Source organism: Vibrio sp. 1874, assembly GCF_033344395.1.
In the GTDB taxonomy this organism is placed as follows: domain Bacteria; phylum Pseudomonadota; class Gammaproteobacteria; order Enterobacterales; family Vibrionaceae; genus Vibrio; species Vibrio alginolyticus.
This window is the reverse complement of sequence record NZ_JAWPOR010000003.1, coordinates 272,479-297,336: the sequence shown is the minus strand read 5'-3', so window position 1 is coordinate 297,336 and position 24,858 is coordinate 272,479. Positions and strand designations below refer to the sequence as shown.

The 24,858-nt window shown below is 43.9% G+C and carries 19 protein-coding genes; 10 read left to right on the top strand and 9 right to left on the bottom strand.

The annotated features are described in order from the left end of the window. The first annotated feature begins 17 nt into the window (after nucleotides 1-17). The 3 genes from R8N46_RS08755 (at nucleotide 18) to R8N46_RS08745 (ending at nucleotide 3,292) form a co-directional block, all read left to right on the top strand. Nucleotides 18-1,958 (top strand): ATP-binding protein, encoded by a 1,941-nt coding sequence (locus R8N46_RS08755; protein ID WP_053349539.1) that lies wholly within the window; start codon nucleotides 18-20, stop codon nucleotides 1,956-1,958. After that, the gene (locus R8N46_RS08750) at nucleotides 1,955-2,452 is read left to right on the top strand and encodes a response regulator (protein WP_005378005.1); all 498 of its coding nucleotides are present in this window, start codon (nucleotides 1,955-1,957) and stop codon (nucleotides 2,450-2,452) included. The genes R8N46_RS08755 and R8N46_RS08750 overlap by 4 nt, the downstream gene beginning before the upstream one ends. A gap of 291 nt (nucleotides 2,453-2,743) precedes the next feature. After that, nucleotides 2,744-3,292: a hypothetical protein gene (locus R8N46_RS08745; RefSeq protein WP_005378006.1), complete on the top strand. Its 549-nt coding sequence runs from the start codon at nucleotides 2,744-2,746 to the stop codon at nucleotides 3,290-3,292. Between the two features lie 193 nt (nucleotides 3,293-3,485). On the opposite strand, the gene R8N46_RS08740 is transcribed toward R8N46_RS08745, so the two are convergent. After that, entirely contained in the window at nucleotides 3,486-4,073 is a 588-nt protein-coding gene (locus tag R8N46_RS08740) for a TfoX/Sxy family DNA transformation protein (RefSeq protein WP_005378007.1), read from the bottom strand. 369 nt (nucleotides 4,074-4,442) lie between these two features. Between R8N46_RS08740 and R8N46_RS08735 the strand changes: the two genes are divergently transcribed. The 5 genes from R8N46_RS08735 (at nucleotide 4,443) to R8N46_RS08715 (ending at nucleotide 10,160) form a co-directional block, all read left to right on the top strand. Further along, nucleotides 4,443-5,363: an HDOD domain-containing protein gene (locus R8N46_RS08735; RefSeq protein ID WP_005378009.1), complete on the top strand. Its 921-nt coding sequence runs from the start codon at nucleotides 4,443-4,445 to the stop codon at nucleotides 5,361-5,363. A gap of 146 nt (nucleotides 5,364-5,509) precedes the next feature. Continuing rightward, the gene (locus R8N46_RS08730) at nucleotides 5,510-6,415 is read left to right on the top strand and encodes a lysine exporter LysO family protein (RefSeq protein WP_005378011.1); all 906 of its coding nucleotides are present in this window, start codon (nucleotides 5,510-5,512) and stop codon (nucleotides 6,413-6,415) included. Between the two features lie 208 nt (nucleotides 6,416-6,623). Next, nucleotides 6,624-7,136, top strand: coding sequence for a hypothetical protein (locus tag R8N46_RS08725; RefSeq protein ID WP_017634875.1), 513 nt, complete (start codon nucleotides 6,624-6,626; stop codon nucleotides 7,134-7,136). Nucleotides 7,137-7,347: 211 nt separating this feature from the next. Next, entirely contained in the window at nucleotides 7,348-8,994 is a 1,647-nt protein-coding gene (gene panP / locus R8N46_RS08720) for a pyridoxal-dependent aspartate 1-decarboxylase PanP (RefSeq protein WP_025766849.1), read from the top strand. A gap of 311 nt (nucleotides 8,995-9,305) precedes the next feature. Beyond that, nucleotides 9,306-10,160, top strand: coding sequence for a MurR/RpiR family transcriptional regulator (locus R8N46_RS08715; RefSeq protein ID WP_005378021.1), 855 nt, complete (start codon nucleotides 9,306-9,308; stop codon nucleotides 10,158-10,160). A 76-nt stretch (nucleotides 10,161-10,236) separates the two neighbouring features. Here R8N46_RS08715 and R8N46_RS08710 read toward each other — a convergent pair whose 3' ends face one another. Continuing rightward, nucleotides 10,237-11,481: an iron-containing alcohol dehydrogenase gene (locus tag R8N46_RS08710; protein WP_054576427.1), complete on the bottom strand. Its 1,245-nt coding sequence runs from the start codon at nucleotides 11,479-11,481 to the stop codon at nucleotides 10,237-10,239. A 377-nt stretch (nucleotides 11,482-11,858) separates the two neighbouring features. On the opposite strand from R8N46_RS08710, the gene R8N46_RS08705 reads away from it, so the two are divergent. Both R8N46_RS08705 and R8N46_RS08700 read left to right on the top strand, forming a co-directional pair. Next, the gene (locus tag R8N46_RS08705; RefSeq protein ID WP_005378026.1) at nucleotides 11,859-12,125 is read left to right on the top strand and encodes a GrxA family glutaredoxin; all 267 of its coding nucleotides are present in this window, start codon (nucleotides 11,859-11,861) and stop codon (nucleotides 12,123-12,125) included. Between the two features lie 175 nt (nucleotides 12,126-12,300). Then, entirely contained in the window at nucleotides 12,301-13,983 is a 1,683-nt protein-coding gene (locus R8N46_RS08700) for an aspartate:alanine antiporter (protein ID WP_005378028.1), read from the top strand. Nucleotides 13,984-14,061: 78 nt separating this feature from the next. Here the strand turns inward: R8N46_RS08700 and fabV are convergent, their stop codons facing one another. From fabV to R8N46_RS08665, 7 genes are all read right to left on the bottom strand, one after another. Continuing rightward, the gene (fabV, locus tag R8N46_RS08695; protein WP_005388648.1) at nucleotides 14,062-15,264 is read right to left on the bottom strand and encodes an enoyl-ACP reductase FabV; all 1,203 of its coding nucleotides are present in this window, start codon (nucleotides 15,262-15,264) and stop codon (nucleotides 14,062-14,064) included. 174 nt (nucleotides 15,265-15,438) lie between these two features. Beyond that, nucleotides 15,439-17,721 carry an acyl-CoA dehydrogenase gene (locus R8N46_RS08690; protein WP_213972292.1) on the bottom strand — a complete coding sequence of 761 codons (2,283 nt, stop codon included), beginning with the start codon at nucleotides 17,719-17,721 and terminating at the stop codon, nucleotides 15,439-15,441. Between the two features lie 71 nt (nucleotides 17,722-17,792). After that, nucleotides 17,793-18,428: a TetR/AcrR family transcriptional regulator gene (locus R8N46_RS08685; RefSeq protein ID WP_005378033.1), complete on the bottom strand. Its 636-nt coding sequence runs from the start codon at nucleotides 18,426-18,428 to the stop codon at nucleotides 17,793-17,795. Between the two features lie 718 nt (nucleotides 18,429-19,146). Then, entirely contained in the window at nucleotides 19,147-20,298 is a 1,152-nt protein-coding gene (nhaA, locus tag R8N46_RS08680; RefSeq protein ID WP_005378034.1) for a Na+/H+ antiporter NhaA, read from the bottom strand. Between the two features lie 330 nt (nucleotides 20,299-20,628). Next, nucleotides 20,629-21,753: a lipocalin-like domain-containing protein gene (locus R8N46_RS08675; RefSeq protein WP_213915711.1), complete on the bottom strand. Its 1,125-nt coding sequence runs from the start codon at nucleotides 21,751-21,753 to the stop codon at nucleotides 20,629-20,631. Further along, on the bottom strand, nucleotides 21,753-24,206 hold the full coding sequence (locus tag R8N46_RS08670) for an ABC transporter permease (RefSeq protein ID WP_005378038.1): 2,454 nt from the start codon (nucleotides 24,204-24,206) through the stop codon (nucleotides 21,753-21,755). Before R8N46_RS08670 ends, R8N46_RS08675 begins: the two co-directional genes overlap by 1 nt. After that, nucleotides 24,187-24,858 carry an ABC transporter ATP-binding protein gene (locus tag R8N46_RS08665; protein ID WP_005378040.1) on the bottom strand — a complete coding sequence of 224 codons (672 nt, stop codon included), beginning with the start codon at nucleotides 24,856-24,858 and terminating at the stop codon, nucleotides 24,187-24,189. The genes R8N46_RS08670 and R8N46_RS08665 overlap by 20 nt, the downstream gene beginning before the upstream one ends.

Genomic DNA, 24,858 nt, shown 5'->3' with positions numbered 1-24,858 from the left:
CCGGAGCTAAAACATCTGTGAATCGTTATGCTGTGTTGTGTCTCGACAACAACCCAATCAGTGCTGAACAGTTTCGATTGGAGCTGTCTGCCTTCTCAAGTAAGTTTGATATTTTTTCTGTCGAATCGATAGAAGAGGCTCAAAGCGCTTTAGAGTATCTAGAAGAAAGAGAACAGACTGTTGCTTTAGTTATAGCGAGCCATCACGCTCATTTTAACGGCGTGGATTTTCTTATTGGTTTAGACCGGATGCCACATACCGAGCAAGCAAGAAAAATTCTTATTAGCTGCTCGTCTGATATAGAGGCAATTCTCACTGCCGTTAATGAGGGCAGGCTCGACCACTGCCTCACTAAACCTTTGCCAGATCACGTCTTATTTAACACAGTGCAAAAAGAGCTGACCCAATTTATCTTGCGAAATGGCAAAGAAGACCTGCTAAGTTACAGTCAGATATTGGATCATCACAGCTTGTTGCGAGCGCACATCAATAACCAGATGAGCCATTATCAAGCCGGATTCTTACACGACTACCACTCGATGTCTGATGCCGAGTTAGCCGAGCAAGTGATCTCCGCTCTCCAGCAATTTTTCAAAGATAATGACGAAACAAGAGCGTGCCGTACATACTCACCTGAACACTTATTAACCGTGGAAGGCGAGCCAAATTGCTTTTTGTGGTTTATCACCGAAGGTGAAGTGGCTCTGTACAAGCGCGATGAGCAAGGCATGCAGCGAGAGGTTGTACGCCATAACAAAGGGAATATTGTCGGAGGCATGTCGTTTGTTACTGGGGAATGTTCTTTCTCGACAGCTCTAACACTAACCAAAACAGAAGTTATCAAACTCGATCGCAACGTATTCAATAAAGTGATGCAAAGCGACTCAAACTTACTGCCTCTTTTTACAAACTTGCTTTTACGCCACTTCAACCGCCGATTGCAAAGAAGCATCAACACCAAACTGCAACTTCAAAAAACGCTCGAATCTTTAGAATCAGCCCACCAGCAGCTCATTGAAAGAGAAAAAATGGCGATGCTTGGCCAATTGGTTGCGGGAGTGGCACACGAACTAAACAATCCAGTAGCCGCGATATTGAGGGGCGTAGAGAATTTAACGCATACGCTAGAACGATTACTTAACGATGCGCCCAGTTCCGATATACAAAGCAAAGGCATTGAATTACTGAGCAAAGCGCAAACCTCAAAACCCGCTTCAACCGCCGAGCTCAGATCACGCGTAAAAGCGCTTAGCCATACTCTTCCAGACCGAGCATTGGCAAAAAAAGTGGTGAGCCTTGGATTAGAGTCCGATCAAGAGCTACTTACCCAACTAACGAGAAAGCAGAAAGCGTCTTATCATGCTCTCAATACACTAGAGCAATACCACAAAGCAGGTTCTACACTTCGCTCAATTAATGTCTGTGCAGCACGAATTGCTGATATGGTAAAAAGCCTGAAAGGATATGCTCGGTCAGATGATGAGACCCTGCACTATGCCGATATTCATGAGGGCATTGAAGACACCTTGGTGATTTTCGAGAACAAATTAAAAATGCACCAAGTTTCAACCGACTATGCAAACTTGCCTTCCATCCTTTGTCAACCGATCGCACTCCAACAGGTGTGGACGAACTTGGTCTCTAACGCCATTGACGCATTTCCAGAGAAAGGTGTGTTAAACATACAAACACGCCTTATAGAAAAAGAGCACACACATTATGCCGTTATCTCATTTGAAGATAATGGATGTGGCATTCCTGAATCGCAAAGAGACGCCATTTTCGAGCTGAACTTCACCACAAAAAAAGAAGGTAATTTTGGCTTAGGCATCGGGCTGTCCATCTGCCAGCAAATCGTAACAGCACACAGAGGGTGGATTGACGTCGAATCAGAGATCGGCCAGTTCACACGAATGACCGTCTGGTTACCAGTCATCGAAGAAGGAGATGAAACATGACCAAGTATCTAATTTTATGTGTCGATGACGAACGAGAAGTCTTGGATAGCGTGCTCCAAGATCTTGCTCCCTTCGAGGAGAACTTTGTCGTCGAAGGAGCGGAATCGGTGACTGAAGCTCGGCAAGTGATTGAGGAGATGGCGGAAGAAGAAGTTCAGCTTGCGCTCATTTTATGTGACCACATTATGCCGGAACAAACTGGGATCAGCTTCTTAATCGAACTCAGTCAAAATGGTGACACAAAAGCAGCGCGCAAAGTTTTACTCACAGGACAAGCTGGTTTGGAAGACACCGTAGAAGCCGTAAATAACGCGAGTCTCGATTATTACATTGCCAAACCTTGGAAAGGTGAAGCATTGAGAAAAGCAATCGTGTCTCAGCTTACCGCGTTTGTGATTGAGAATGATGATAACCTGCTATCCTGGACTCAAATCCTTGATTCTGAGGCAATCCTCAACGCCATGGCAGAAAGAAGAGCAAGCTTTGGCGAGTAATAAAGTGTTTGGTTCTAACTTGAACTCAACGATGCTCATTGCACCACCTAACCTCGCATAGTCGAATGAGGTTAGAAAAACATCGTTACTTGTCCGAGTGAAATTCTCGGACACTACGTATATGGCGTAGTTTTTGCTTAAACCAAGGAACTATTAAGTTAATTGACAAAACATCGACACATTTTTGTTGGTCGTGGACCTTCCTTTTTATTATGATGTCGGACAAATCAGATTACGGTTCAAGTGGTTGCTTGAATCCATGGAAATAATGAACAAGGTTTATCGTTAGTTATGCGTAAAACACTATTAGCCGCTGCCTTACTAGTGGCATCAAGCCATGCCCTAGCTGCAAACGATCGCAATGCGCCAGCAACTATGAGCAACTTTAGCTACGACTATTTCGAAGCACGTATTGGCGCAAGTCCTGTGACATTTGGTGCTGGATTCAGCAAATCAATTCACCCGAACGCGCATGTTATTGCTCGTATTGACTCTGAGTTTGAAAGTGATTTTGACTCAGCTGCAGGCTTTGGCTTCCATTCTCCGCTAAACAACTGGGCAGATCTTACTGGTGAAATGCTAATGCGCGTTGTGCAACCTTCGAATGAGAGCAGCACAGATGTTGGTATGGAGCTTAACTTAGGTGTTCGCCAATGGTTGGGCCCTCAATTAGAAGTAGGCGGCAAAGTCGGCTACGTTTCTATCGATAACGATGACGATTGGACTGGCTCTGCCTACGCTCGATTCCACTCAACAGAGCTTTTCTCTTTGGGTGCTGAAGCTCGTATCAACGATTTTTACGGTGATCAGGTAATGTTCACTACGCGTTTTAAGTTTTAAGATTTGTGCTGTAAGAAAAGAGCAAATTAAAAAAACAAAAACCGAGGTCTCTGCCTCGGTTTTTTTGTCTAATTTAATGACTAACTCAATGAAGTGGTAAAAAACTTCAACGTCCTTTTTCCGCTTTTCACACTTGCTTTTACGACCCGCTAACTCCATCGAAACGAGTCAATCATTGTGCGATCAGCTTCGCTTAGTCACACAGTGCCAATAACTGTTTTTTACGCGGCTCTTGGATCAGTTTCCAATGTACGCCATCAGTTGCACCAGCAAATTTCCACAGTAGCTTTACATCAACATCATTACCGTAAGCCGTTTTAACTTTGTTGAAGACTTTTACAGGTCCAAGTTCTAAAAAGGTTTCTACGTCATCAACACCGGCTTTCTTGACCATACGTTCAAGGGTTAGTTGCATGTTGGGTAAGTCTCTTAAGCGTCTACTGGCAGAGGACTTTTGATATTTCCGTTCCTTAATTGAGTATTCAATTGATTTCTGTACCAGTTCATCAAGCCCTACATATCCGGATTCGAATAAATCGGTTACATCATAATAATTTACGGTTGCCGTCGTCTGTTTTTTGACGTGCTTATACTTCTCACAGCTCAGTTGAGTAAACACTTCATCTAGCCCATTACCACCACGTAAGTAGCAGCAATCATTGCTGACAAGCGCAAACATAGCATCATCGGTGAATAAACCAATACCACCGAACATAGAACGTTTTTGGTACTCACTGAAGGTGCGTACATATTTAAAAAAAGCTTGGTCTGTCATGTCCATTGACCTCTTTAATCTGAATAAATTACCCCGATTAGCGATGTCACCAGATAAACAGCAGCTTATAGCGAATTATAAATGTCGATTTGTTGGCGATATTTTTGTGAGTTGTGCTCACCAACTTGCTTAATCATACTTAACGTTGAAAAATAAGTTAGGACATAGGTCACATATAAAAAAGTATAAATTCTGCATACGTGATTAGTTTCACACTTATTGTTTGTGTGGTGATATTTTTTTGACGCATAGCATGCCTAAAACACGCCATCATTATGATCTCGCTGGCAATTACGGGCACATAATACGCATTTAATTGATAAAGAATACGCTGTAAGGGTACACTGTACGAAAGATCTCAAGTACAGCGTCACAATGGAACATTTATCATTTTTTTGGCTGCCAAATAATAAAGATAAGCTTATCAACGCACTGGAATCCGAGTTTGCTCAGCTGGTAGAACAGTCCATCGCCACGGGTAAGATTTCGTTACCTCCTATTCCTGATGTCGTGCTTAAAATTCAGCAGTTATGTGTCGAAGAACACACCACGATTGCCGATGTTGCTAACTGTTTATTGGAAGATCCCGGATTAGCAGCGGTCGTTTTACGAGTCGCTAACTCTGTGATTTTCAATCGCAGAAATATCACCTGCAACGACTTAACTACAGCGGTATCTCGTCTCGGAATACTTCGTGTACGTGATATTGTTACCGCACAAGCGATTGAGCAACTTAAACACTCAGTTAATCTCACTAAAGAATGCAATGCCATCTTGGTGAAGAGTGCCGCGATATCTCGTGAGCTCGGTGCCGTCATGGTGATGTTGGTTCAATCGTTTCGTAGCCACGAGCCAGGCACTTATGGTCATCTAGAGCAAGAAAAGGCGTTATTGGTCGGTCTATTAGCCGATATTGGGTTATTTTGCCTAATTAATGAGTACCACTTGTACTTAGATAGGGGCAATTACTTAGACCCAGATATTGCATTGCAGATCTTCCAAACACGTTGTTCTGCCACAAGTAAACTGGTACTTGAGCGTTGGGGGTTTGACAACGACTTCAGAGAAGTATCCTCAAACGAAAAATACGAGTTAACGCGACCAGAAGTGAGTTATCTCGACATCGCTAGAATTGCGCATCATTTATTGATGTTCCGCAATCACGATGAACGCATTGACGAACATGAAGTTGAATTCAACTTAACTGGTGCAGAAGTCTTGTATGAACTTAGTAACATGAGTGATACTGACTTCAATGATCAAATCCGTGCTGTACTCAATGCTAGCGGTTTGTAATTTATCGCTTTCTGATAATACCTTATCCGCGATAAAACGATTCGCTCAAGGCTGAGCTGTGTGTGGTGAAATGTCTCTAATTTCAACCGATAGATAATTTGATTTATGCGTGTTGATGTTATCTCAAAAAGGAATCATTGAGCTTTATGTTCTCAGGGATGCTATTTATTTTCGCTCCGCTTGTGGTGGGGTATCTAATTCCTATATCTCGATCTTCGTTATTGGAGAAGATCAATCAGTCAACGTCCTACCTTATTTACGTCATTTTGTCGTTGATGGGTCTTAGTTTGGCGGCGCTCGATAATTTAAGCAGCAACTTACAAAGTATTCTCCTCTATGCGAGTACGTTTTTTTTGTGTCTAAGTGCCTGCAACCTGTTGGCTCTGCCTATTATTGATAAAATTATTCCACTCCAGACCAATCAGAATCAAAAGAAGCTACCGTTATCTTCGATGGCTTTAGAGTCAGTTAAGCTTATCGTGGTCGTTGGCGGAGGGTTAGTGGTTGGCCTGCTGTTACCCATTGATTTGAGTTGGGTAGATACAGCAAGCGAATGGATACTCTTTCTACTTCTATTTTTTATTGGTATTCAGCTGCGCAATAGTGGACTTACTCTGCGTCAAATCCTATTAAATAAACAAGGAATGGCCATTGCGGCTGTTGTCATCGCAACATGTATGCTTGGTGGCGTTCTTGCAGCGGTGCTTTTGGATCTTCCTCTTTATCAAGCACTCGCAATGGCTTCAGGTTTTGGCTGGTATTCACTCGCAGGTATTTTAATGGGTGACGCTTTTGGTCCGGTATTTGGTGGCGCGTCGTTCTTGATTGAATTGATGAGAGAGTTAGTCGCACTGGTTGCCATTCCTCTCTTTATTCGTAGCTATCCGTGCACCGCAATTGGTTATGCCGGTGCAACAGCAATGGACTTCACCCTACCCGTTATTCAAACTACCGGTGGTGTGCGTTGTGTTCCTGTTGCTATCGTTAGCGGCTTTATTTTGAGTTTATTGGTACCAGTTATGATGCTTTTCTTTGTATCACTTGCTAGCTAGATCTCAGGTTTTCGCTTTAACATCCATTACAATACGGCAAAAATTTAAATACCCAGTTAACGTCAAAGTGGTCAATATTTTTTGGCAAGACCCCTCTTTCTTTTCGTCATTCAGCCCAACGATTTGTCACGACCAAATAGAAAGAAGGGAGAAACATCAACTGATGTGCATTGCGTTAATAAAGGGATAACAACCAGAAGGAAGAAGAATGAAACGCTTTGTCGTTGCAGCGCTCCTCGCTACAAGCTCAACTTTTACGCTTGCCGCAGATCAACAATGTCTTGCTAGCAAATACGATGGCTACGTCGATGCCTCACTACAGTGGTATCAAGATCTTGTTGATTTGACGGTTACCCAATATCCAGATCTGAAAGAAGTGAGTCAATGGTTCTTGGATGGACGTAAACATCACTTTGAATTAAACCGCGAAGCGGTTCACTACTTTCTAGAGAACGACCCTAGCCGCGTTGCGACGGAACAGCCAATCGAAGCATGGTTAAAACTAGAGCAACATGACGTTAAGCAGTTAGCGACCCGAAGCGATAAGTTAGGTGAAGTTGCAAAACAGACATTTAGCGACCGTCAATCAACTAACCACCCCAAAAACTACGAGCTTCGTTCAGCATTCGCTGATCTGCTTAGTCATCCCCAACAAATTGATACCGCACTTAATAAGTACAATCAGTCAATAGAAAAGATTGAAAAGCAGAAATGTGACTAAGGTTGCTCGCATTAGTCGTTGATTAGCATTCAAAAACACTAGAATGTTTTAACGTACTCAATCTAGAATTTTTTAATGTGAATATCGTAACCTTCACCTAAAATTTTCATTTCTACAACTTGGGTTTCAACAATTAAAACGGGACTTTGCGCCCGTTTTAGTTTAGATTGTGCCGCTCGCATTACCAAAATAACTACAAAGATTCTTTGCTATGGTTAAGGAACAAAAAACCGCTGATGTTAGCTTTGAGAGCTTGCTAAAGATCTTCACTGTCCCAGAAGGTCCGGACTCAACGTTAACTAAAATTGACGAGAGCCTCTCGCGAAATCTAAATCAATTTCTTCGTGAACACATCGTGGCAGAAGAAAAGCCTTTACGCGAAATCGAAAAAGACTTTTCTTCTGCTCAGATTCCTGAGCAGCCAGAGTTCGTGTCAGATCATACAGAGCACTTACTCGACACTTTGGTGTCGCACTCAGTTCACACATCTTCACCAAGCTTCATTGGTCATATGACATCGGCACTGCCTTATTTCTTGATGCCACTGTCAAAGATCATGATCGCCTTAAACCAAAACCTGGTAAAAATAGAGACTTCCAAAGCCTTTACGCCACTTGAGCGTCAAGTTTTGGGTATGCTGCATCGCTTGATATATGGTCAGAATGATACGTTTTACAATCAGTGGATGCACAGTGCAAACCACTCATTAGGCGCATTTTGTTCCGGCGGCACCATTGCCAATATCACTGCGCTTTGGGTAGCACGTAACAAAGCGTTAAGAGCCAATGGCTCATTTAAAGGCGTTGAAAAGGAAGGCCTTTTTAAAGCCATGAAGCACTATGGCTATGATGGCTTAGCGGTGCTAGTGTCTGAGCGTGGTCACTACTCCCTTAAGAAAGCAGCCGATGTATTAGGTCTAGGCCAAGAGGGCTTGGTTGCGGTTAAAACCGATGCCAACAACCGTATTATTGTCAACGACCTGAAAGCGAAAATTGTTGAGCTCGAAAAACAAAACATCAAGCCTATTGCTGTTATTGGTGTGGCTGGCACAACAGAGACAGGTAATGTTGATCCATTGCCTGAAATCGCTGAAGTCTGCCAAGCTCACAGCTGTCACTTCCATGTGGATGCCGCATGGGGTGGCGCAACACTGATGTCTAACCATCACCGTCATCTTCTTAAAGGTGTGGAAATGGCAGACTCAGTAACTATTGATGCACACAAGCAGCTCTATATCCCGATGGGCGCTGGTATGGTTCTGTTCAAAGACCCTGACGCAATGAAATCCATAGAGCATCACGCTCAATATATATTGCGCAAAGGTTCAAAAGACCTAGGCAGCCATACACTAGAAGGCTCACGTTCGGGCATGGCGATGTTGGTCTACGCCGCAATGCACATCATAAGTCGCCCAGGTTACGAGCTTCTGATTGACCAAAGCATTGAAAAAGCTCGATACTTTGCGGATTTAATCAAACAGCAAGATGATTTCGAGTTAGTTTCTGAACCAGAGCTTTGTCTGCTCACATACCGTTATTTGCCGCCATTCATCCGTGAAGCATTAGCACAAGCAGAAGGCTCACAAAAAGAACAACTGAATGAGCTGATCAATGAGTTAACACAGTTTATTCAAAAGCGTCAGCGCGAAACGGGCAAATCGTTCGTTTCACGTACAAGACTGAACCCAGACCAATGGCAACGCATGAATACGATAGTGTTTCGAGTGGTTTTGGCAAATCCACTGACCACAAAAGAAATTTTGAGCTCAGTGCTTGATGAACAACGCGAAATCGCCAAGCAAGCACCAAATTTGATGAAAAGAATTCAACAGCTGGTTGTTGATATTCAATCGTCTTAACAGCCAGATCGAGTTACATCAATTTGAAATTTTTTTTCGTTTTGATGTAACTCAAACATCATTATCGTGCGACTAGCGCAACAAAACTTCGTTTACACATCCAATTCTGTAGTTTTTACAACATTTTGTTTGAGGCCTGTCAAATTCTCACTAAATAGTACCCGTTATTGGTTTAGACTGATTGAAGATCAGGTTTATACTGATTCTATGGCGCTGGTTGTTTTCGTTAACGCCCCACTCTACTCCGGAATCTTCGTGTTTCCTTTCGTTAGCAGAGCCAGCGAGTTGTTCTCTATACCCTCGTGAACACTATGAATACATTAGAAAAAATTCAAAAAAACCTGGAGAATTTCAGTAAGTCAGAGCGCAAAGTTGCGGAAGTAATTATGGCGTCTCCACAAACTGCAATTCATTCAAGCATTGCAACGCTGGCTAAAATGGCTGACGTTAGTGAGCCCACTGTAAACCGCTTCTGTCGTCGTCTGGACACCAAGGGCTTTCCAGATTTTAAGCTTCACTTGGCACAGAGCCTAGCAAACGGCACCCCTTACGTTAACCGTAATGTGGAAGAAGACGATGGCCCAGACGCGTACACCCATAAGATTTTCGAATCGACGATGGCCTGTTTAGATGTCGCGAAAAATAGCCTAGATCCAATGCAAGTGAACCGTGCGGTCGATTTGCTAACGCAAGCGAAGCGCATTTCATTCTTTGGCCTTGGTGCATCATCTTCTGTTGCCCGAGACGCACAAAACAAGTTTATTCGCTTTAATATTCCAATTACTTGTTTTGAAGATATTGTTATGCAGCGCATGAGTTGTATCAACTGCAGTGATAATGATGTTGTGGTTCTTATTTCTCATACCGGTCGAACAAAGAGTCAGGTAGAAATAGCGAACCTTGCTCGTGAAAATGGCGCAACGGTTATTGCGATTACAGCGAAGGATTCTCCTCTAGAAAAGGCAAGCTCGCTGGCCATCACGCTCGATATTCCAGAAGATACCGACGTTTACATGCCAATGGCAAGCCGGGTTGTACAAATGACAGTGATTGATGTGCTAGCAACTGGCTTCACTCTTCGCCGTGGTACAGGTTTCCGTGAGAACCTAAAACGCGTAAAAGATGCGTTGAAAGACAGTCGCTATGACAAACTAAGCCAGTACTAAGCACTAAAGCTTAGTCAATACTTTATCTAGGGGAGCTCAAGGCTCCCCTTTTGTTTTAATGCCGCTAAGGGAGCAATCACCCTAAGTCGTTGACACTCGATAAGTCCGTTCTTGATTCCAGTACTTCAACAGAACTGACATGTTGTGCACTCTCTGCTACACACTCTCCACTACAATCACAGACTTGCTGCAATATGTGTATCAAACGTTCCTGATTAAGAGGTAAAGGATTCCCTTTGATTGCCATTGATTTAAGCGCATCATTCGCCACTTGCTCAAAAGAGGTTTGGCATACTCCAAATTGAGCCAGTAGCGGTAACGCTAACTTATCTAGCACCATATTTACCCAAAGAATTCCATCGTGTTCGTTAGCATTTACTCGCTCAGTGACTAATTGGGCCAGCTTACGATAACGACTTATCACATCATTCCTACCCGCGAGTTTAGCAGCGTTAATGTTCTCCTGCATCACGTGCGGAGCTAGGCGAGCCGTAATAACGCTATGGGGGGCGTCTAACTTGCCTCCTAACGCCGATGCTAACCCATGAGCAGCACCTAATTTGGCATTAGTAATCGCCATACCACCAAGCAATGCAGCGAACGATAAATCAGAGCGCGCCTTATGATTATCTTGCTTACAAGCGGCAATCACTGAACGGCTTAAACGGCGTAGCCCCTCTTCGCAGACCATATCAGTAAGAGGGTTTGGCTCACCACACACATACGCTTCCATTAAATGAGTGAACGCATCCATTGCGCCACGTCCAGATGTGTATTGGTCGGTCCCGTAAGTAAGTGTCGGGTCTACAATGGCAACGTCTGCGAGCATATCAGGGCTTCGAAGACTCACTTTCACTTTATCTTGTCCAGATTTCAGCACAGCATTTCTGGTCACTTCTGAACCAGTGCTTGCTGTCGTAGGAATTGCAATAAAATGAAGAGGCTTTGCTTTTAAAGGGACGCTTCTTCCTACCACTTCTACGTAATCGTAAACATTGCCTTGATTGGGAATAATGGCAGCTAAGGCTTTGCCCATATCGATGACGCTGCCACCACCTATCGCAACCACCATATCAGGTTGGAATTTTCTACCGAGCACTGCGGTCTCTTCTACCATCGTGATGTATGGTTCACCAACGATAGCTACGTGCTGGTAACGCATATTTTGAGCTTTAAGATATTGGATAATGGGGGCGGCTCGTTGGGTATCCTGCCCAGTAACCAGCAAAACACTGTAGCCAAATTGGTTAATAACGGACAATGAAGATTGAAGTGCACCTTCACCAAATATAATCCTTGTTGCAGTCATAAACTGAAACATACACACCCTCCCAAAAGAATATACCCAAATAACCTCTCGCCCTCTGATTTAACACTTATGTAAGAGTTGAAGTTATTTGCGTATAGCCAAAATAGATTGCTATTTTTTTAAACAAAAAAAATTGACCAATTCCACCTTGCCATCATTAACCCTTTAGAATGTATGTTTTTTATGCGTCACTTCACATACTTCAGAGCCGTAAAATAAGCACGCGCGTTTAGTTTTTATTCGATAGATTTCACCTATAGAACCAAGAGGTAATTGCCGCTTTATTTCCGTATCTGGATCGGGCATAGTTACTCCAACAAAAGAAAGCGCACTCAGCCGCTATGTTTTGTACGCTTTCAAAAAAGAATAGATTTAGGAGAAATAAGATTATGTTCGTTGTTATCTTTGGTCGCCCTGCATGTCCTTTCTGTGTTCGTGCAAAAGAGCACGCAGAAACGCTAAAAGCAAAACGTGATGACTTCAACTACCGTTACGTTGATATTCACGCTGAGGGTATTTCTAAAGCAGATCTTGAGAAAACAGTTGGTAAACCAGTTGAAACCGTTCCCCAGATCTTTATCGACCAAGAGCACATCGGTGGCTGCGACGAATTCGAAGCATACGCGAAAGAGCACCTAGGTCTATTTGACGAGTAATAAAGACTGTTTTCAAAAAAGCCGCTTCATGCGGCTTTTTTATTATTTTTCAGCTGGTTATTACGTTAAGTCAACTAATGGTAAAACCTAAAAAAATTCACTTATCTTTTTGCTATATTTAGTTACAATTCACAGTTCTTAATCTTTTTTGGCACACACTCTACCGAGCCACACAGTGAACATAGACGTCGTATACCTTCTTGAGCAAAACCCTATCCTTCTAATCTTCGTCGTATTAGCCATTGGCCTTGCCATCGGAAAAATTCGATTTGGCAAATTACAATTAGGCAACTCTATTGGCGTTCTTATTACCTCTTTGGTAATGGGCCACCTTGGTTTCTCATTTAATGCAGAAGCTTTAACCATTGGCTTTATGCTGTTTATCTACTGCGTTGGCATTGAAGCTGGACCAAACTTTTTTGGTATATTCTTCAGAGATGGTAAGCATTATTTTATTTTAAGCATGACTGTTCTCGTGTCTGCGGTCAGCTTAACGTATGGTTTGAGTCACTATTTCGGCCTCGATTTTGGCTTATCCGCCGGTATGATGGCAGGCGCATTGACCGCAACGCCAGTACTGGTTGGTGCACAAGATGCTCTTAACTCTGGCCTTGCGACTATACCGCGGAATATGGAATTTTCTCTGGTATTAGAAAATCTATCCGTAGGCTACGCGATGGCTTATCTGGTCGGCTTAATTAGCATGATCATGTTTGCTAAATTGTTGCCAAAACTGCAAAAACAAAACCTTTCTGACTCTGCGCAGCAAATCGCACAAGAGCGTGGCCTTGGAAATTCAAGCCAGAGAAAAGTGTATTTACCCATTATTCGAGCTTACCGAGTGGGCCCAGAGCTAATTGACTGGACTGATGGTAAAAACTTGCGAGAACTGGGTATTTATCGTCAAACTGGCTGTTACATTGAACGAATCCGTCGCAATGGTATTCTCGCCCACCCAGATGGTGATGCTATCTTGCAAGAGGGAGATGAAATTGCACTGGTTGGCTTCCCTGACAGCCATGCTCGATTAGACCCTAGCTTCCGTAATGGTAAAGAAGTATTCGACCGTAACTTGCTTGATTTACGCATCGTTGAAGAAGAAATCGTCGTAAAAAGTGACGCTATCGCTGGTAAACGTTTATCGGATTTGAATTTGTCTGAGTTTGGCTGTTTCTTAAACCGCGTAGTTCGCGCTCAGATTGAAATGCCTATGGACTTAGACATTGTGCTCGCTAAAGGGGACGTCCTTCAAGTGAGCGGCGAGAAAAGCCGAGTACATGGACTGGCGGAAAAAATCGGTTTCATCTCGATCCACAGTCAAATGGCCGATTTGCTCGCTTTTTGTAGCTTCTTTATTTTGGGTATTCTGTTTGGCCTCATCACAATGACGTTCGGTCAGGTGTCTTTCAGTTTGGGTAATGCGGTGGGTCTTCTGTTGTCCGGTATTACGCTTGGTTTCTTACGAGCAAATCACCCTACTTTCGGTTATGTCCCACAAGGGGCGCTGAATATGGTCAAAGATCTAGGGTTAATGTTCTTTATGGTGGGAATTGGTCTAAGTGCAGGTGGAAAGATGTTCGAGCACCTAACGCAAGTAGGACCAAAAGTCATTGGTTTGGCATTTATTGTCAGTGTTGTGCCTGTAGTTCTGGCTTACTTAGTTGGCGCACACGTACTCAAGATGAACCGTGCTCTGCTCTTCGGTGCCATTATTGGCGCCCGTACTTGCGCTCCAGCTATGGATGTCGTTAACGACTACGCTAAGTCCACCATCCCTGCCCTTGGTTATGCGGGTACCTATGCGATTGCGAATATTTTAATGACGCTAGCTGGTACGATTCTGATAATACTAAGTTAATACTCACTTTGACTATGAAATACAAAAAGGCGCTCAATGAGCGCCTTTTGTTTATTGGTTATCTAGTCTGTGATTCGATTAGATTTGAATGAAGTCTGCTTCAACTGCTGGATTCACATCCGCTTCGTAATCTACGCCTTCAACGCCGAAACCAAATAGTTTCAAGAACTCTTCTTTGTACTCAACGTAGTCAGTCAGCTCTTTTAGGTTCTCAGTCGTAATTTGAGGCCATAGCTCACGACAGTGCTGCTGAATGTCGTCACGAAGTTCCCAGTCATCCAGACGTAGGCGGTTCATCTCATCAACTTCTGCCGCGCTACCGTCTTCTTTGTATAGACGTTGGCTGAACATACGGTAGATTTGTTCCATACAGCCTTCGTGTACACCTTCTTCGCGCATTTTCTTGAATACCATTGCGATGTACAGTGGCATAACAGGAATTGCAGAACTCGCCTGAGTTACAACAGATTTAAGTACCGCAACATTGGCACTACCACCTGTTGCTGCTAACTTGTCGTTTAGCGCTTTCGCTGCACGGTCTAGGTCCATTTTTGCTTTACCTAGTGCACCATCCCAATAAATTGGCCAAGTTAGCTCAGTACCAATGTAGCTGTACGCGACGGTCTTACAACCTTCAGCAAGAACACCAGCATCAGACAACGCATTGATCCAAAGTTCCCAATCTTCACCGCCCATTACAGTGACAGTGTCTTTGATTTCTTCTTCTGTTGCAGGCTCAACGCTAGCTTCGATGATCACATCTTTGTTGGTATCAACAGCCGTTGATGTGTAAGTTTCACCGATAGGTTTAAGAGATGAACGAACTAATTCACCAGTTTCTGGCATTTTACGTACTGGAGATGCCAGTGAGTAAACCACCATATCGATTTGACCTAAGTCTTCTTTGATCAGCTCGATAGTTTTCTGTTTCGCTTCATTTGAGAAAGCGTCGCCGTTTAAGCTTTTTGCGTACAGACCTTCTTCACGCGCTAGCTTTTCAAAAGCAGCGGCATTGTAAAAACCTGCTGTACCTGGCTTCTTCTCAGTACCTTCTTTTTCGAAGAAAACACCGATAGTTGATGCACCGCCACCAAATGCCGCAGCGATACGAGAAGATAGACCGTAGCCACTTGATGCACCAACAACAAGAACACGCTTAGGTGCGTTTTTGATTGGACCTTGCGCTTTGGTGTACGCAATTTGTTCTTTTACGTTAGCTTCACAACCAACAGGGTGCGTTGTAGTACAGATAAATCCACGAATTCTAGGTTTGATGATCATATTCAACTTCCTTTAAAAAACCTTGTTAGGATAAAAGTTTCGTTGGGATTTCGCATCTAATTTCTGTAAAAATGCTCTTAAAAGGCAAGTGGTTGGAGCACTATCCCACCATCCACTCCCCAAGAATACAAAAAAGCACCTCATTGAGGTGCTTTTCTTAACATTAGTTGTCTATTATGCCGCCGGATTCAACTGCGACTTTTTTGGGCTATGAGTTCGCACTTCAGAAAAGTCATGACTAAAGTGGTCAACTTGAATCGCCTTGTAGCGCAATTTATCTGCAGCCATGATTTGATCAATTTCTTGTTCAGTTAACACGCCTGCTTCAAATGCTTGCTGCAAACGATCATGTAGCAGACCTTTACGAGCCACTTTACCATCCTTCGCAGCCTTCATAAGTTTACGCTCCAAAGGTTTAATGTCGTACATTGCAAGGAATGCATTCTCCATTAAGCCTACGCTGTCATCCTCTGATTTTCCGATGTAGCACAGATGCGTGAGGCGATCACGTTGCGCGCCTGGCGTCATCATCGCTTCAGCCAAATTCACACACAGCCCATCACTTGGCTTATTGAAATGATTACCAAGCGGGAACAATAGCCCCTTAAGCACACCGCCAACGTATTTCACAGGGAAGTTGGTGTAAGCCTCATTTAATGACTTAGAAGCGTTATACAAACAGTGTTGAACAGCGTAATGAACGAAGTCTAGATCGCCTTGTTGACGGCCTTCATCTTCATACTTTTTCAAGGCAGCAGATGCCATGTATAGATAGCTTAATCCATCACCCAAACGTGCGGAGATCATTTCTTTACGCTTCAAGTCTCCACCTAAGGTTAACATCGCAAAGTCTGCACTTACTGCAAGTGCACGACTGAGACGAGTAATGTCTTTGTAGTATTGCTGCGTTGGGCCACTCATGTGCGCGTTAACAAATCGAGAACCAGTTAGTGCTGCACCAAATGCACCGAATGTATTACCGAGCGCGTGCTTGATGTGTTTAAAGAGTAAGTTGTCAAATTCTTTCGCACCTTGTTCAGAATCTGGATTCGCCGCTGCTTCCATTTCTTTTAGAACATATGGGTGACATCGAGTCGCACCTTGACCAAAAATCATCAGGTTACGAGTCAGAATATTCGCGCCTTCAACGGTGATAGCAACCGGGATACCAAGGTAATGTTTAGCAAGATAGTTCATTGGGCCATCTTGAATCGCACGACCCGCATGGATATCAAACGAATCATTTAGAATGGTACGCGCGATTTCCGTCATGTGGTACTTGGCAATCGCGGTTACAATCCCAGGTTTTTCTTTCATATCGAGAGAAGTCGTCGTTAGCGTACGCGTCGCTTCTAGTAGGTAAGTAAGACCACCAATGCGCCCCATTGCTTCTGCAACACCTTCAAACTTACCGATCGACATTCCAAACTGTTTACGCACGTAAGCATAAGCACCTGTTGTACGTGTAGTAAGGTGACCAATCGCTGTGCCAAGCGCTGGAAGAGAGATACCACGACCAGCAGAAAGACACTCAACCAGCATACGCCAACCTTTACCTGCGTAATCAGCGCCACCGATCAACCAGTCCATAGGGATGAAGACATCTTCACCACGAGTTGGGCCATTCATGAACGCAGACCCCAGAGGATCATGGCGCTCGCCTATCTCGACACCTTCATGGTCAGCGGGAATCAACGCACATGTAATGCCAACCTCTTTCTTGTCTCCAAGTAGCCCTTCAGGATCCTGCAGTTTAAATGCTAACCCGAGCACTGTCGCAACTGGCGCAAGCGTGATGTAGCGTTTATTCCAACTAACTCGCACGCCAAGCACTTCTTTGCCTTCATGGGTGCCGTAACAAACCACGCCTTGATCAGGTATGCCACCTGCATCAGAACCCGCTTCAGGGCCAGTTAGGGCGAAACAAGGGATGTCTGTACCATCAGCTAAACGAGGCAACCAGTAATCTTTTTGCTCTTGCGTACCATAGTGCGATAGCAGCTCACCAGGGCCAAGAGAGTTCGGTACCATTACCGATACCGCGGTACTGATACTTCGAGTCGCAATACGAGAAACAATGGTTGAGTTCGCCAAAGCGGAAAATTCACGACCACCATATGCTTTCGAGATGATCAAAGAGAAAAATCGCTCTTTACGTAGGTACTCCCATACTTCAGGCGGTAAATCCCTGTCTTCTTTGACAATCTTCTGGTCATCAAGCATTTCTAGCAGGGTTTCAAGCTCATTATCCATAAATGACTGCTCTTCTGCCGTCAGTGTAGGCGTTGGATAATGATGCAATGTTGTGAAGTTTGGCTTGCCTGAGAATAGTTCGGCATCCCACCATACACTACCCGCTTCCATCGCCTCTTTCTCGGTGCTAGACAGAGGTGGCAATACTTTTTTGAACACTTTAAAAGCCGGGTCACTAATCCATTTTCTTCGTAGAGAGCTCATAGTTCAGATCCTTTTGTTCACGTAACCGCTCGGGGTATAATCTTATTATTGGTTTAACTTTCTTATTTGTCTTATGCCAACTGCTTTGCTGACATTCCTGCTGACAAATATGGAATCAGTAAATCGACGACAGATTTCACATCGACTTCCTTTTCAAACTTACTTTCTGCCAGCTCCGAAAGAGCTTGGCTTGAAGCCATCGTAAATACACAGGTTCCTAACGTGAAGTGCAGTCGCCAAAACAACTGTTCTTCACATAGTTCCGGGTTCGCCTTCATTATCGAGAAAGTGAAAAGGTTCAGTACCTCTTCGTATCTGGTGGTAATGAACCAGCGTAGATGACCTTGAACGTCTGTATAACCGCGGCCAATTAACAACATAAATAGCGCAGTACCATTTGGGCGTACATCATTTAATGTACGTAAAGGTAATCGCAATGACTCAAAGACATCGTCCATGTTGTAGCTATCGCGCGTGTTTAGCTCAATTAATGAAGTCTTAATGCTCGGCATTAGTGCTTCTAAATACCTATCTAAAACCGCTCTAACCAGCGTTTTTTTATCGCCAAAGTGATAGTTTACCGATGCTAAGTTAACGTTAGCTTTACCTGTTATCGTTCTTAGCGAAGTATCATTAAAGCCATGTTCAGCAAAGAGTCCTTCTGCGACATCGAGTATTTTTTCTTTTGTTGATGTTCTCGGGGCCATTTTAATCACTCGTATTAAACAACTGTTTGAAAATATACTCCCGAAACCTAAGATTAACAAATGATTAACATCACACTTTAACCAATTGGTCTGACCAGACAGCAAAAGGTGTGATCTAATCTTTTGAAATTCAATCGAATACTCCAATGAAGCTTGTCAGAAGAAAACGATCAAGTTTCTCAGACCAGCGCAATTGAAACGCTAACAATAGCGTTGGCGGCTCGGAGTGAGCGAAGAGAGTATGAAATACATCTTCGGTTCTAGGGGAGATAAAATGAGAAACACAGAAGTTAGTAACTTCGCCAAGTTGGTAATCCATCTCGATTTTTCTATTACTTTCGGATGTGTAAGAAGCTAGAAAGCATTAAGTAGAAATTTTTTGAAAAAAAATGGAACTGTTTGGAAAAGGCTCGGTCTGAATATACGTAACAGTTAGGGCATTTGAAGTTTCACTGGCCGTCAAACTTGTTTCCATCTAATTGTTACGTTGCTGCTTTTTTCTTATTAACTCCTATGTTTGTATCCGCCCAGTCAAATTTTCGGCTGGGCTTTTTTTCGCCTATAGATTTACCAAACGCCCCTTTCGATGATTTGCCCCGACTCCATAAGCTAGACCTTAGTTGGTCACAAAAGTAACCACCCTGAAGTGGTTGATGTGCCGATCTGCAAGACATAAAAAAGCCTCCCGAATGGGAGGCTTTACTAAACAGTGTGTATCTTACGCTTGCGCTTTCTTAGGCAAAGAAAAGTGCAGTAACGCGTAGCCAAGTAACGCGGCTGTCGTCGAGCCCATTAAGATACCTAGTCGAGCATAGGTATCAAACTCAGGGCTTACATTTCCAAACGCTAAAGAGGAAATGAATATAGACATTGTAAAACCGATACCACACAACACAGAGACCGCAAAGATATGCTTGAAGTTAATGCCTTCCGGTAACTTAGCTACACCCATTTTCACAGCTGCCCAACTAAAGGTGAAGATACCTAGAGGCTTACCAACCAGTAGTCCCAAAGCAATACCTAATGGCAGCATTGAAGTTAGGCCTGACATCGATACGCCTTCTAGCGAAATCCCCGCATTTGCAAATGCGAATAGAGGTAATATACCAAATGCCACGTATGGATGAAGTGCGTGCTCCATGTGCTTAAGTGGGGAATGTTCGCCCTGTTTACCCTTAAGAGGAATAGCAAAGCCGATCACTACGCCTGCAAGTGTTGCGTGAACACCAGATTTAAGTACCGCAAACCATAAGATCGCGCCGACTATCATGTATGGCGTCAGTTTCGTTACTTCCTTCGCATTCAACATGAACAGGACACCAGTCATGATGAAGCCAACAAGCAGCGCCATGCTAGAAAGATCACCTGTGTAAAACAGTGCAATAATAACAACCACGCCTAAATCGTCGATGATAGCGAGAGCTAACAAAAACACTTTAAGGCTTACTGGTACGCGCTTACCTAGTAGCGCCATGATACCTAGAGCAAATGCAATATCCGTCGCAGCTGGAATGGCCCAGCCAGAAACCGCCTCTGGGTCGTTAGCATTAAACGCAACGTAAATAAGAGCAGGGGCTAACATACCACCAACCGCTGCAATCGCAGGGAAAATTGCGGTTTCTTTTGATTTTAGCGCTCCTTCAAGTAGCTCTCGCTTCACTTCAAGGCCAATAAGTAAGAAGAAAACAGCCATTAGGCCGTCATTAATCCAGTGAGAAACTGACATACCGAATACATAAGTATGCAGTACAGATTGATAAGTTTCGCCCAGCGGTGAGTTAGCAATGGTCATCGCAATTGCCGCTGCAATTACGAGAAGAATACCACCTGCTGATTCCATTTTGAAAAAGTCACGAATGACATCGTTCATGGTTTCGTCCTTATATTTATTATCTTAATAAACGATTAACAAAGAGTGATAAGAGTGTATAGCCGTCGAAAACTTTAGAATAATCGCTTCTTCAGAGTATAAACTTCGGTTTTTTCGATGTTAGGTTTACTATACATCGTATTTTCCAACATGACACTCAATTTTGATCGGAGATCGTATTTGTTTTTGTCGCACCAAATATTTATCAAGATGATGAGAAAATCAGCATAACACGGCTTGTACCATCATGATAACCCCGTACTTTTGAGAAAAAGCTAGGAAGCTTCGCGCACTAAAAAACCACCCGTAGGGGGTGGTTTTCTTCACAACTCAATAGCCTGTCAGCTGCATAAAGCCCCAAGCCTCATTGGAGCCGGAAGCTAAAGTAGGCCCTTCCCAGTAAGGTATTACAAAGGGTAGCCACATATCTGACTTGATAATACGGGTAGTCAAATTAATTTGATGCTTCGGAATATTGATAATCCACTGCAAAGGTAACCTTCTTCCATTGGATAAACTGGTCACTTGCATTGGTTTAATACTGATATCATCGTCTGAGAGGTTGATGACTTTACCTGAGTGTGTCGACAACGTGCCAAACACGTGCGGTGTTTGCCCATGGTGACGATAACGGCTAACAGTTAATGCTCGACCATCATCTAAATTGAAAACAAACCAATCCCAGCCTTGTTGCCCCTCACCAATTAAGCCGCTGCCCCACTCTTTTTGCGCCCAAGCAGAACCCGTCACTGAGAATCGCTTACCATTTAAGCTTAAGCTGCCTTTTACTTTTAAAAATGGAGCACTGAAGCTGAAAGAAGCAACAGATTGCAACGCATGTTTAACTTGGAAGCCTTTGTCTCCATTCACCACAAAGGGGCCGCTTGTCATGGTATTGAGCTCAAGTCCAAACGTATCAGTATTCACATTCAAGTTGCCCGGGAAAGGCGTCGCACCGAGTGATCGCCAAGTCCAATTATCAATCCATAACCTGAAAGGACGATTGATCATACCAGCTTGGCCTATCCCACCTCGAGCTACCCGTTGCTCTTTCCATACATGCGAGCCATGACTGACGACAACATGTGAAATGTACAATTGAGGGTTCTGCCAACCGCTGGTTTCTCGCTCGTCCGTCGCAACCCTGAAATAGCTCCATTGAACATTGTAGATCTTGCCTTGCTCATCTTTTAGTTTCGCAAAGTAGTGCCACCATTCATGCTGATACTCGGGATGAAAGCGAAAGTCTGAGGGTAAAGAGACATGCTCATTAGGTAGTACAGGCTCGAAAATCGTTTGATTTTCACGCGTTAAGATAGAATCAAGTTCGCTTTCTCGTGTTGCTGTCGCCTCTAACCAAAAAGTTGAGTAAAAAGCAGCCCCAGTCAGAAAAGCGAACGTAACAACAATGAGCGTTGAAACCAACAAGCGTTTTTTAGAGCCCATTTTTTTCATTACAACGCGTCCCTTAATGACTTCATCGGTGTACTTTTGATCATTCTAATAACTGGCAATGCGCCAGCAACCATGATGGCAAGCATCGCCCAAGCAATGGTTTGAGCATACTCCCATGGAATCGTTTGAAGCTCTAGAGACCAGCCAAATGATTGCTTAATGATAATATCAACGATCAAATGTGCGAGCGCCAAGCCGAGCGGCACTGCAATAATCGCAGAAATGGCTCCGAAGACGAATAGCTGCAAACCACCTAATACGACAAGTTCTTTTCCGGACACACCCATGCACCTTAATAAGGAAAAATGCCGCTGCCGTGAAAGTTCTCCTGCCAACGTCGCAAAGAATAAACCAAACACGGCAATAATCAGCGTGATATTGCCCAAGGTTCCTGCTATAGCAAAGGTATGATCAAACACTCTCATTGCTTGGCTATAAATATTACCGTTATCAAACACACGATCTTGCGGAAGACGGAATACATTCTCTAAGCGATTTTTCAGCCCTTCTCCATTGACGTTATCTTTTAATACTACGCCAAGACCAACATTACCCGTACCTGCAAATGCATACAGCCAATTCCGGTGCGACATCATCACCTGGTTATATGGGTTTCCATAATCGTAGTAAACGCCTACGACTTGCCAATCACCACCAAGCGGTTCCTGCAAGTTAATGAAATCGCCAGGGCGGATATCCAACTTCAAGGCCATCGACTCGCTGACCATTAAGCTCTTGGTAGCGTGCAGTTGATACCAGTAATTTGGGACACCTAACTTGACGGTAAGTGAGTCTAGCTCACCTTCAGAAGAGCCCGTACTCACAACTTGCAGAGCACCGTGCTCGGTCGGCATATCTTTTTCCCAACGCCACCAAACCGAGTTCACCTCTGGCTGATTCTGGAGCCATGCGCTCATCCGAGCGGCTGAATTGTTGGTCGGATAGATGTACACATCAGCGGCTAATCGCTGATTTAGCCACTTATCGGTTGTATCTCGAAAGCTTCCGACCATTGTTTCTACACCAATGTTTGCCGCCAGCGCTAACATAAACGCCATCGTAGCCACACCGCGATAGCTCATGCTTGCTGCTGCATCAGCAAAAAACCAACGGACACGAACCCAACGCATGGTATAAGAAAAACTTTGGAACATATGCCACATAATAAATGGCATAAACAACGCCACACTAACCAACATCAGCGCAATAATAGCAAAGCCGGTTTCTTGTGTTTTCGGGGCCTGATATACCGCTATTGCAGCGACACAAAACGCACACGCCGCAAGCGCCTGCCAAGAGAACTCTCTTCCAGCAAATCGCATTAGCGACAGTCGAGAAGAGAGGCGGATTGGTTGTGACTTCAGCAAACGGATTAATGGCCACAGACACGATATCAACGCCCCCATCGCTGCCATGATTAGGCTATATAAGCTAGATTGCCATGACCATCCTATGGTTAAACCTACGTTGGCATCATACAAATCACTCAGGCTCGAAGACACTGCTGGGATAAGTTCATTCGCTAAGATCAAGCCAAAAAAGTTACCACACGCCCACGCAATAAAGACGAGCAAAGACAACTCTAGCAATAAGGCTTGCGCTAACTGTGTTCCGTTAACACCAGTCTGTCTCAAAATACCTACCAAACGTTGTCGCTGGATGAAAGACAGAGACATCGCTTGATAAAAAATAAACAACCCGACCAAAAACGACAGCATTCCCATCGCGGTGAGATTCATATGGAATGCGTTAGTTAGCGACTCAAGCTCAGTACGCGTATTCCTAACGAGCGTCATTCCGTTTGGCAACATGTTTTTCAGTGCTATCAGCTTTTCCTCTGGCATTTCGCCACAAGAAATCGCAGACAAACCTGAGCTCCGCTTGAGCATACGCAACAACGATATATCAGTAACCAGCCGAGTACCCGAAAGCATCTTGTCCTTATCTACTTGAATAGGCCCAAGACGGCTTCCGTCATTCATCTCAATGAAGTCCCCATCCTGCCAACTCATGTAAGCGGCCAAATCTTGACTAACGAGAATAGGATAAGGAGGCTTCATTAGTGATAAAACAGGCATCTCACCTAGCGATTTTCCTTGTTGTAGTGGGATCATCGCGACAGGATCTATCCCCACCAACATCAGGCTCATATCGGTCTTGGCATCTAGATGCAGCACGTCAAACGGTGCACATTGGTTGAACCCAGCTCGACGTAACTGAATATAGAAACCTTGAGGAATTTTATTGGCAGAGTGCTTCGTTCGGATTCGGTATGGCAAAGGATTGGAGAAAAGCTTTTCCCCAGTAGCATAACTTTGTTTTGCATGCTGGTTGATAGAAGTAACACCAACAAGGAGGGACACGCCTAAAGTTAATCCCAGCCAGACAAGAATAATTTGTAGAGGGTAACGACGGTAATGACCGAGTAGTGCCTTAACTACGGGCCATAACATGTAGCTGCCCTCCTTGAAGTCGAATCTTTCCTTCCATATGGGCGGCCACTTTTTCACTGTGCGTCACTAACAGCAAAGTACACTCCAGTTGGCGAGCGAGACTCGTTAATAAGCGCATTACTGCTTCTGCGTTTCGCTCATCTAGACTACCAGTTGGCTCATCAGCAAGCAGGATTTTGGGTTCCATATAGAGTGCACGAGCAATCGCCGCACGTTGTTGCTGACCACCAGACGCCTCTTCCGGATAACGTCCTAGCAATGGCATTAAGTCCAAAGCAGAAAGAATTTGACGCCACAACTCTTTATCTTCCGGCAGACCTTTTAACTGACGACAAAAACGAATATTGTCGGCAATATTAAGTGTAGGAAGCAGGTTGAATTGTTGGAAGATATTCCCAATATTGTTGCGGCGATAAAGGGTTCTTAAATGCTCCGGTGCTTCATGCATAGCAAAATTTGGAAACTGCACTTCACCAGAGTCAGCAGTATCTAATCCGGCGATTAAATTCAGCAGAGTACTTTTACCCGAACCACTTTCTCCCATCAGAGCAACTTGGTCGCCTTGCTGCAATGTTAATTCTGCCCCTTGTAATACAGGGTGAAACTCTCCCCCGTCTACATAGCCTTTACATAGGTCTGACAGTTTTAACAT

Coding starts and splice junctions, on each gene's coding strand:
- R8N46_RS08750 (WP_005378005.1), top strand. CDS start 1,955: ATGACCAAGTATCTAATTTTATGTGTCGATGACGAACGAGAAGTCTTG.
- R8N46_RS08745 (WP_005378006.1), top strand. CDS start 2,744: ATGCGTAAAACACTATTAGCCGCTGCCTTACTAGTGGCATCAAGCCAT.
- R8N46_RS08740 (WP_005378007.1), bottom strand. CDS start 4,073: ATGGACATGACAGACCAAGCTTTTTTTAAATATGTACGCACCTTCAGT.
- R8N46_RS08735 (WP_005378009.1), top strand. CDS start 4,443: ATGGAACATTTATCATTTTTTTGGCTGCCAAATAATAAAGATAAGCTT.
- R8N46_RS08730 (WP_005378011.1), top strand. CDS start 5,510: ATGTTCTCAGGGATGCTATTTATTTTCGCTCCGCTTGTGGTGGGGTAT.
- R8N46_RS08725 (WP_017634875.1), top strand. CDS start 6,624: ATGAAACGCTTTGTCGTTGCAGCGCTCCTCGCTACAAGCTCAACTTTT.
- panP (WP_025766849.1), top strand. CDS start 7,348: ATGGTTAAGGAACAAAAAACCGCTGATGTTAGCTTTGAGAGCTTGCTA.
- R8N46_RS08715 (WP_005378021.1), top strand. CDS start 9,306: ATGAATACATTAGAAAAAATTCAAAAAAACCTGGAGAATTTCAGTAAG.
- R8N46_RS08710 (WP_054576427.1), bottom strand. CDS start 11,481: ATGTTTCAGTTTATGACTGCAACAAGGATTATATTTGGTGAAGGTGCA.
- R8N46_RS08705 (WP_005378026.1), top strand. CDS start 11,859: ATGTTCGTTGTTATCTTTGGTCGCCCTGCATGTCCTTTCTGTGTTCGT.
- fabV (WP_005388648.1), bottom strand. CDS start 15,264: ATGATCATCAAACCTAGAATTCGTGGATTTATCTGTACTACAACGCAC.
- R8N46_RS08690 (WP_213972292.1), bottom strand. CDS start 17,721: ATGAGCTCTCTACGAAGAAAATGGATTAGTGACCCGGCTTTTAAAGTG.
- R8N46_RS08685 (WP_005378033.1), bottom strand. CDS start 18,428: ATGGCCCCGAGAACATCAACAAAAGAAAAAATACTCGATGTCGCAGAA.
- nhaA (WP_005378034.1), bottom strand. CDS start 20,298: ATGAACGATGTCATTCGTGACTTTTTCAAAATGGAATCAGCAGGTGGT.
- R8N46_RS08675 (WP_213915711.1), bottom strand. CDS start 21,753: ATGAAAAAAATGGGCTCTAAAAAACGCTTGTTGGTTTCAACGCTCATT.
- R8N46_RS08670 (WP_005378038.1), bottom strand. CDS start 24,206: ATGTTATGGCCCGTAGTTAAGGCACTACTCGGTCATTACCGTCGTTAC.
- R8N46_RS08665 (WP_005378040.1), bottom strand. CDS start 24,858: ATGTTAAAACTGTCAGACCTATGTAAAGGCTATGTAGACGGGGGAGAG.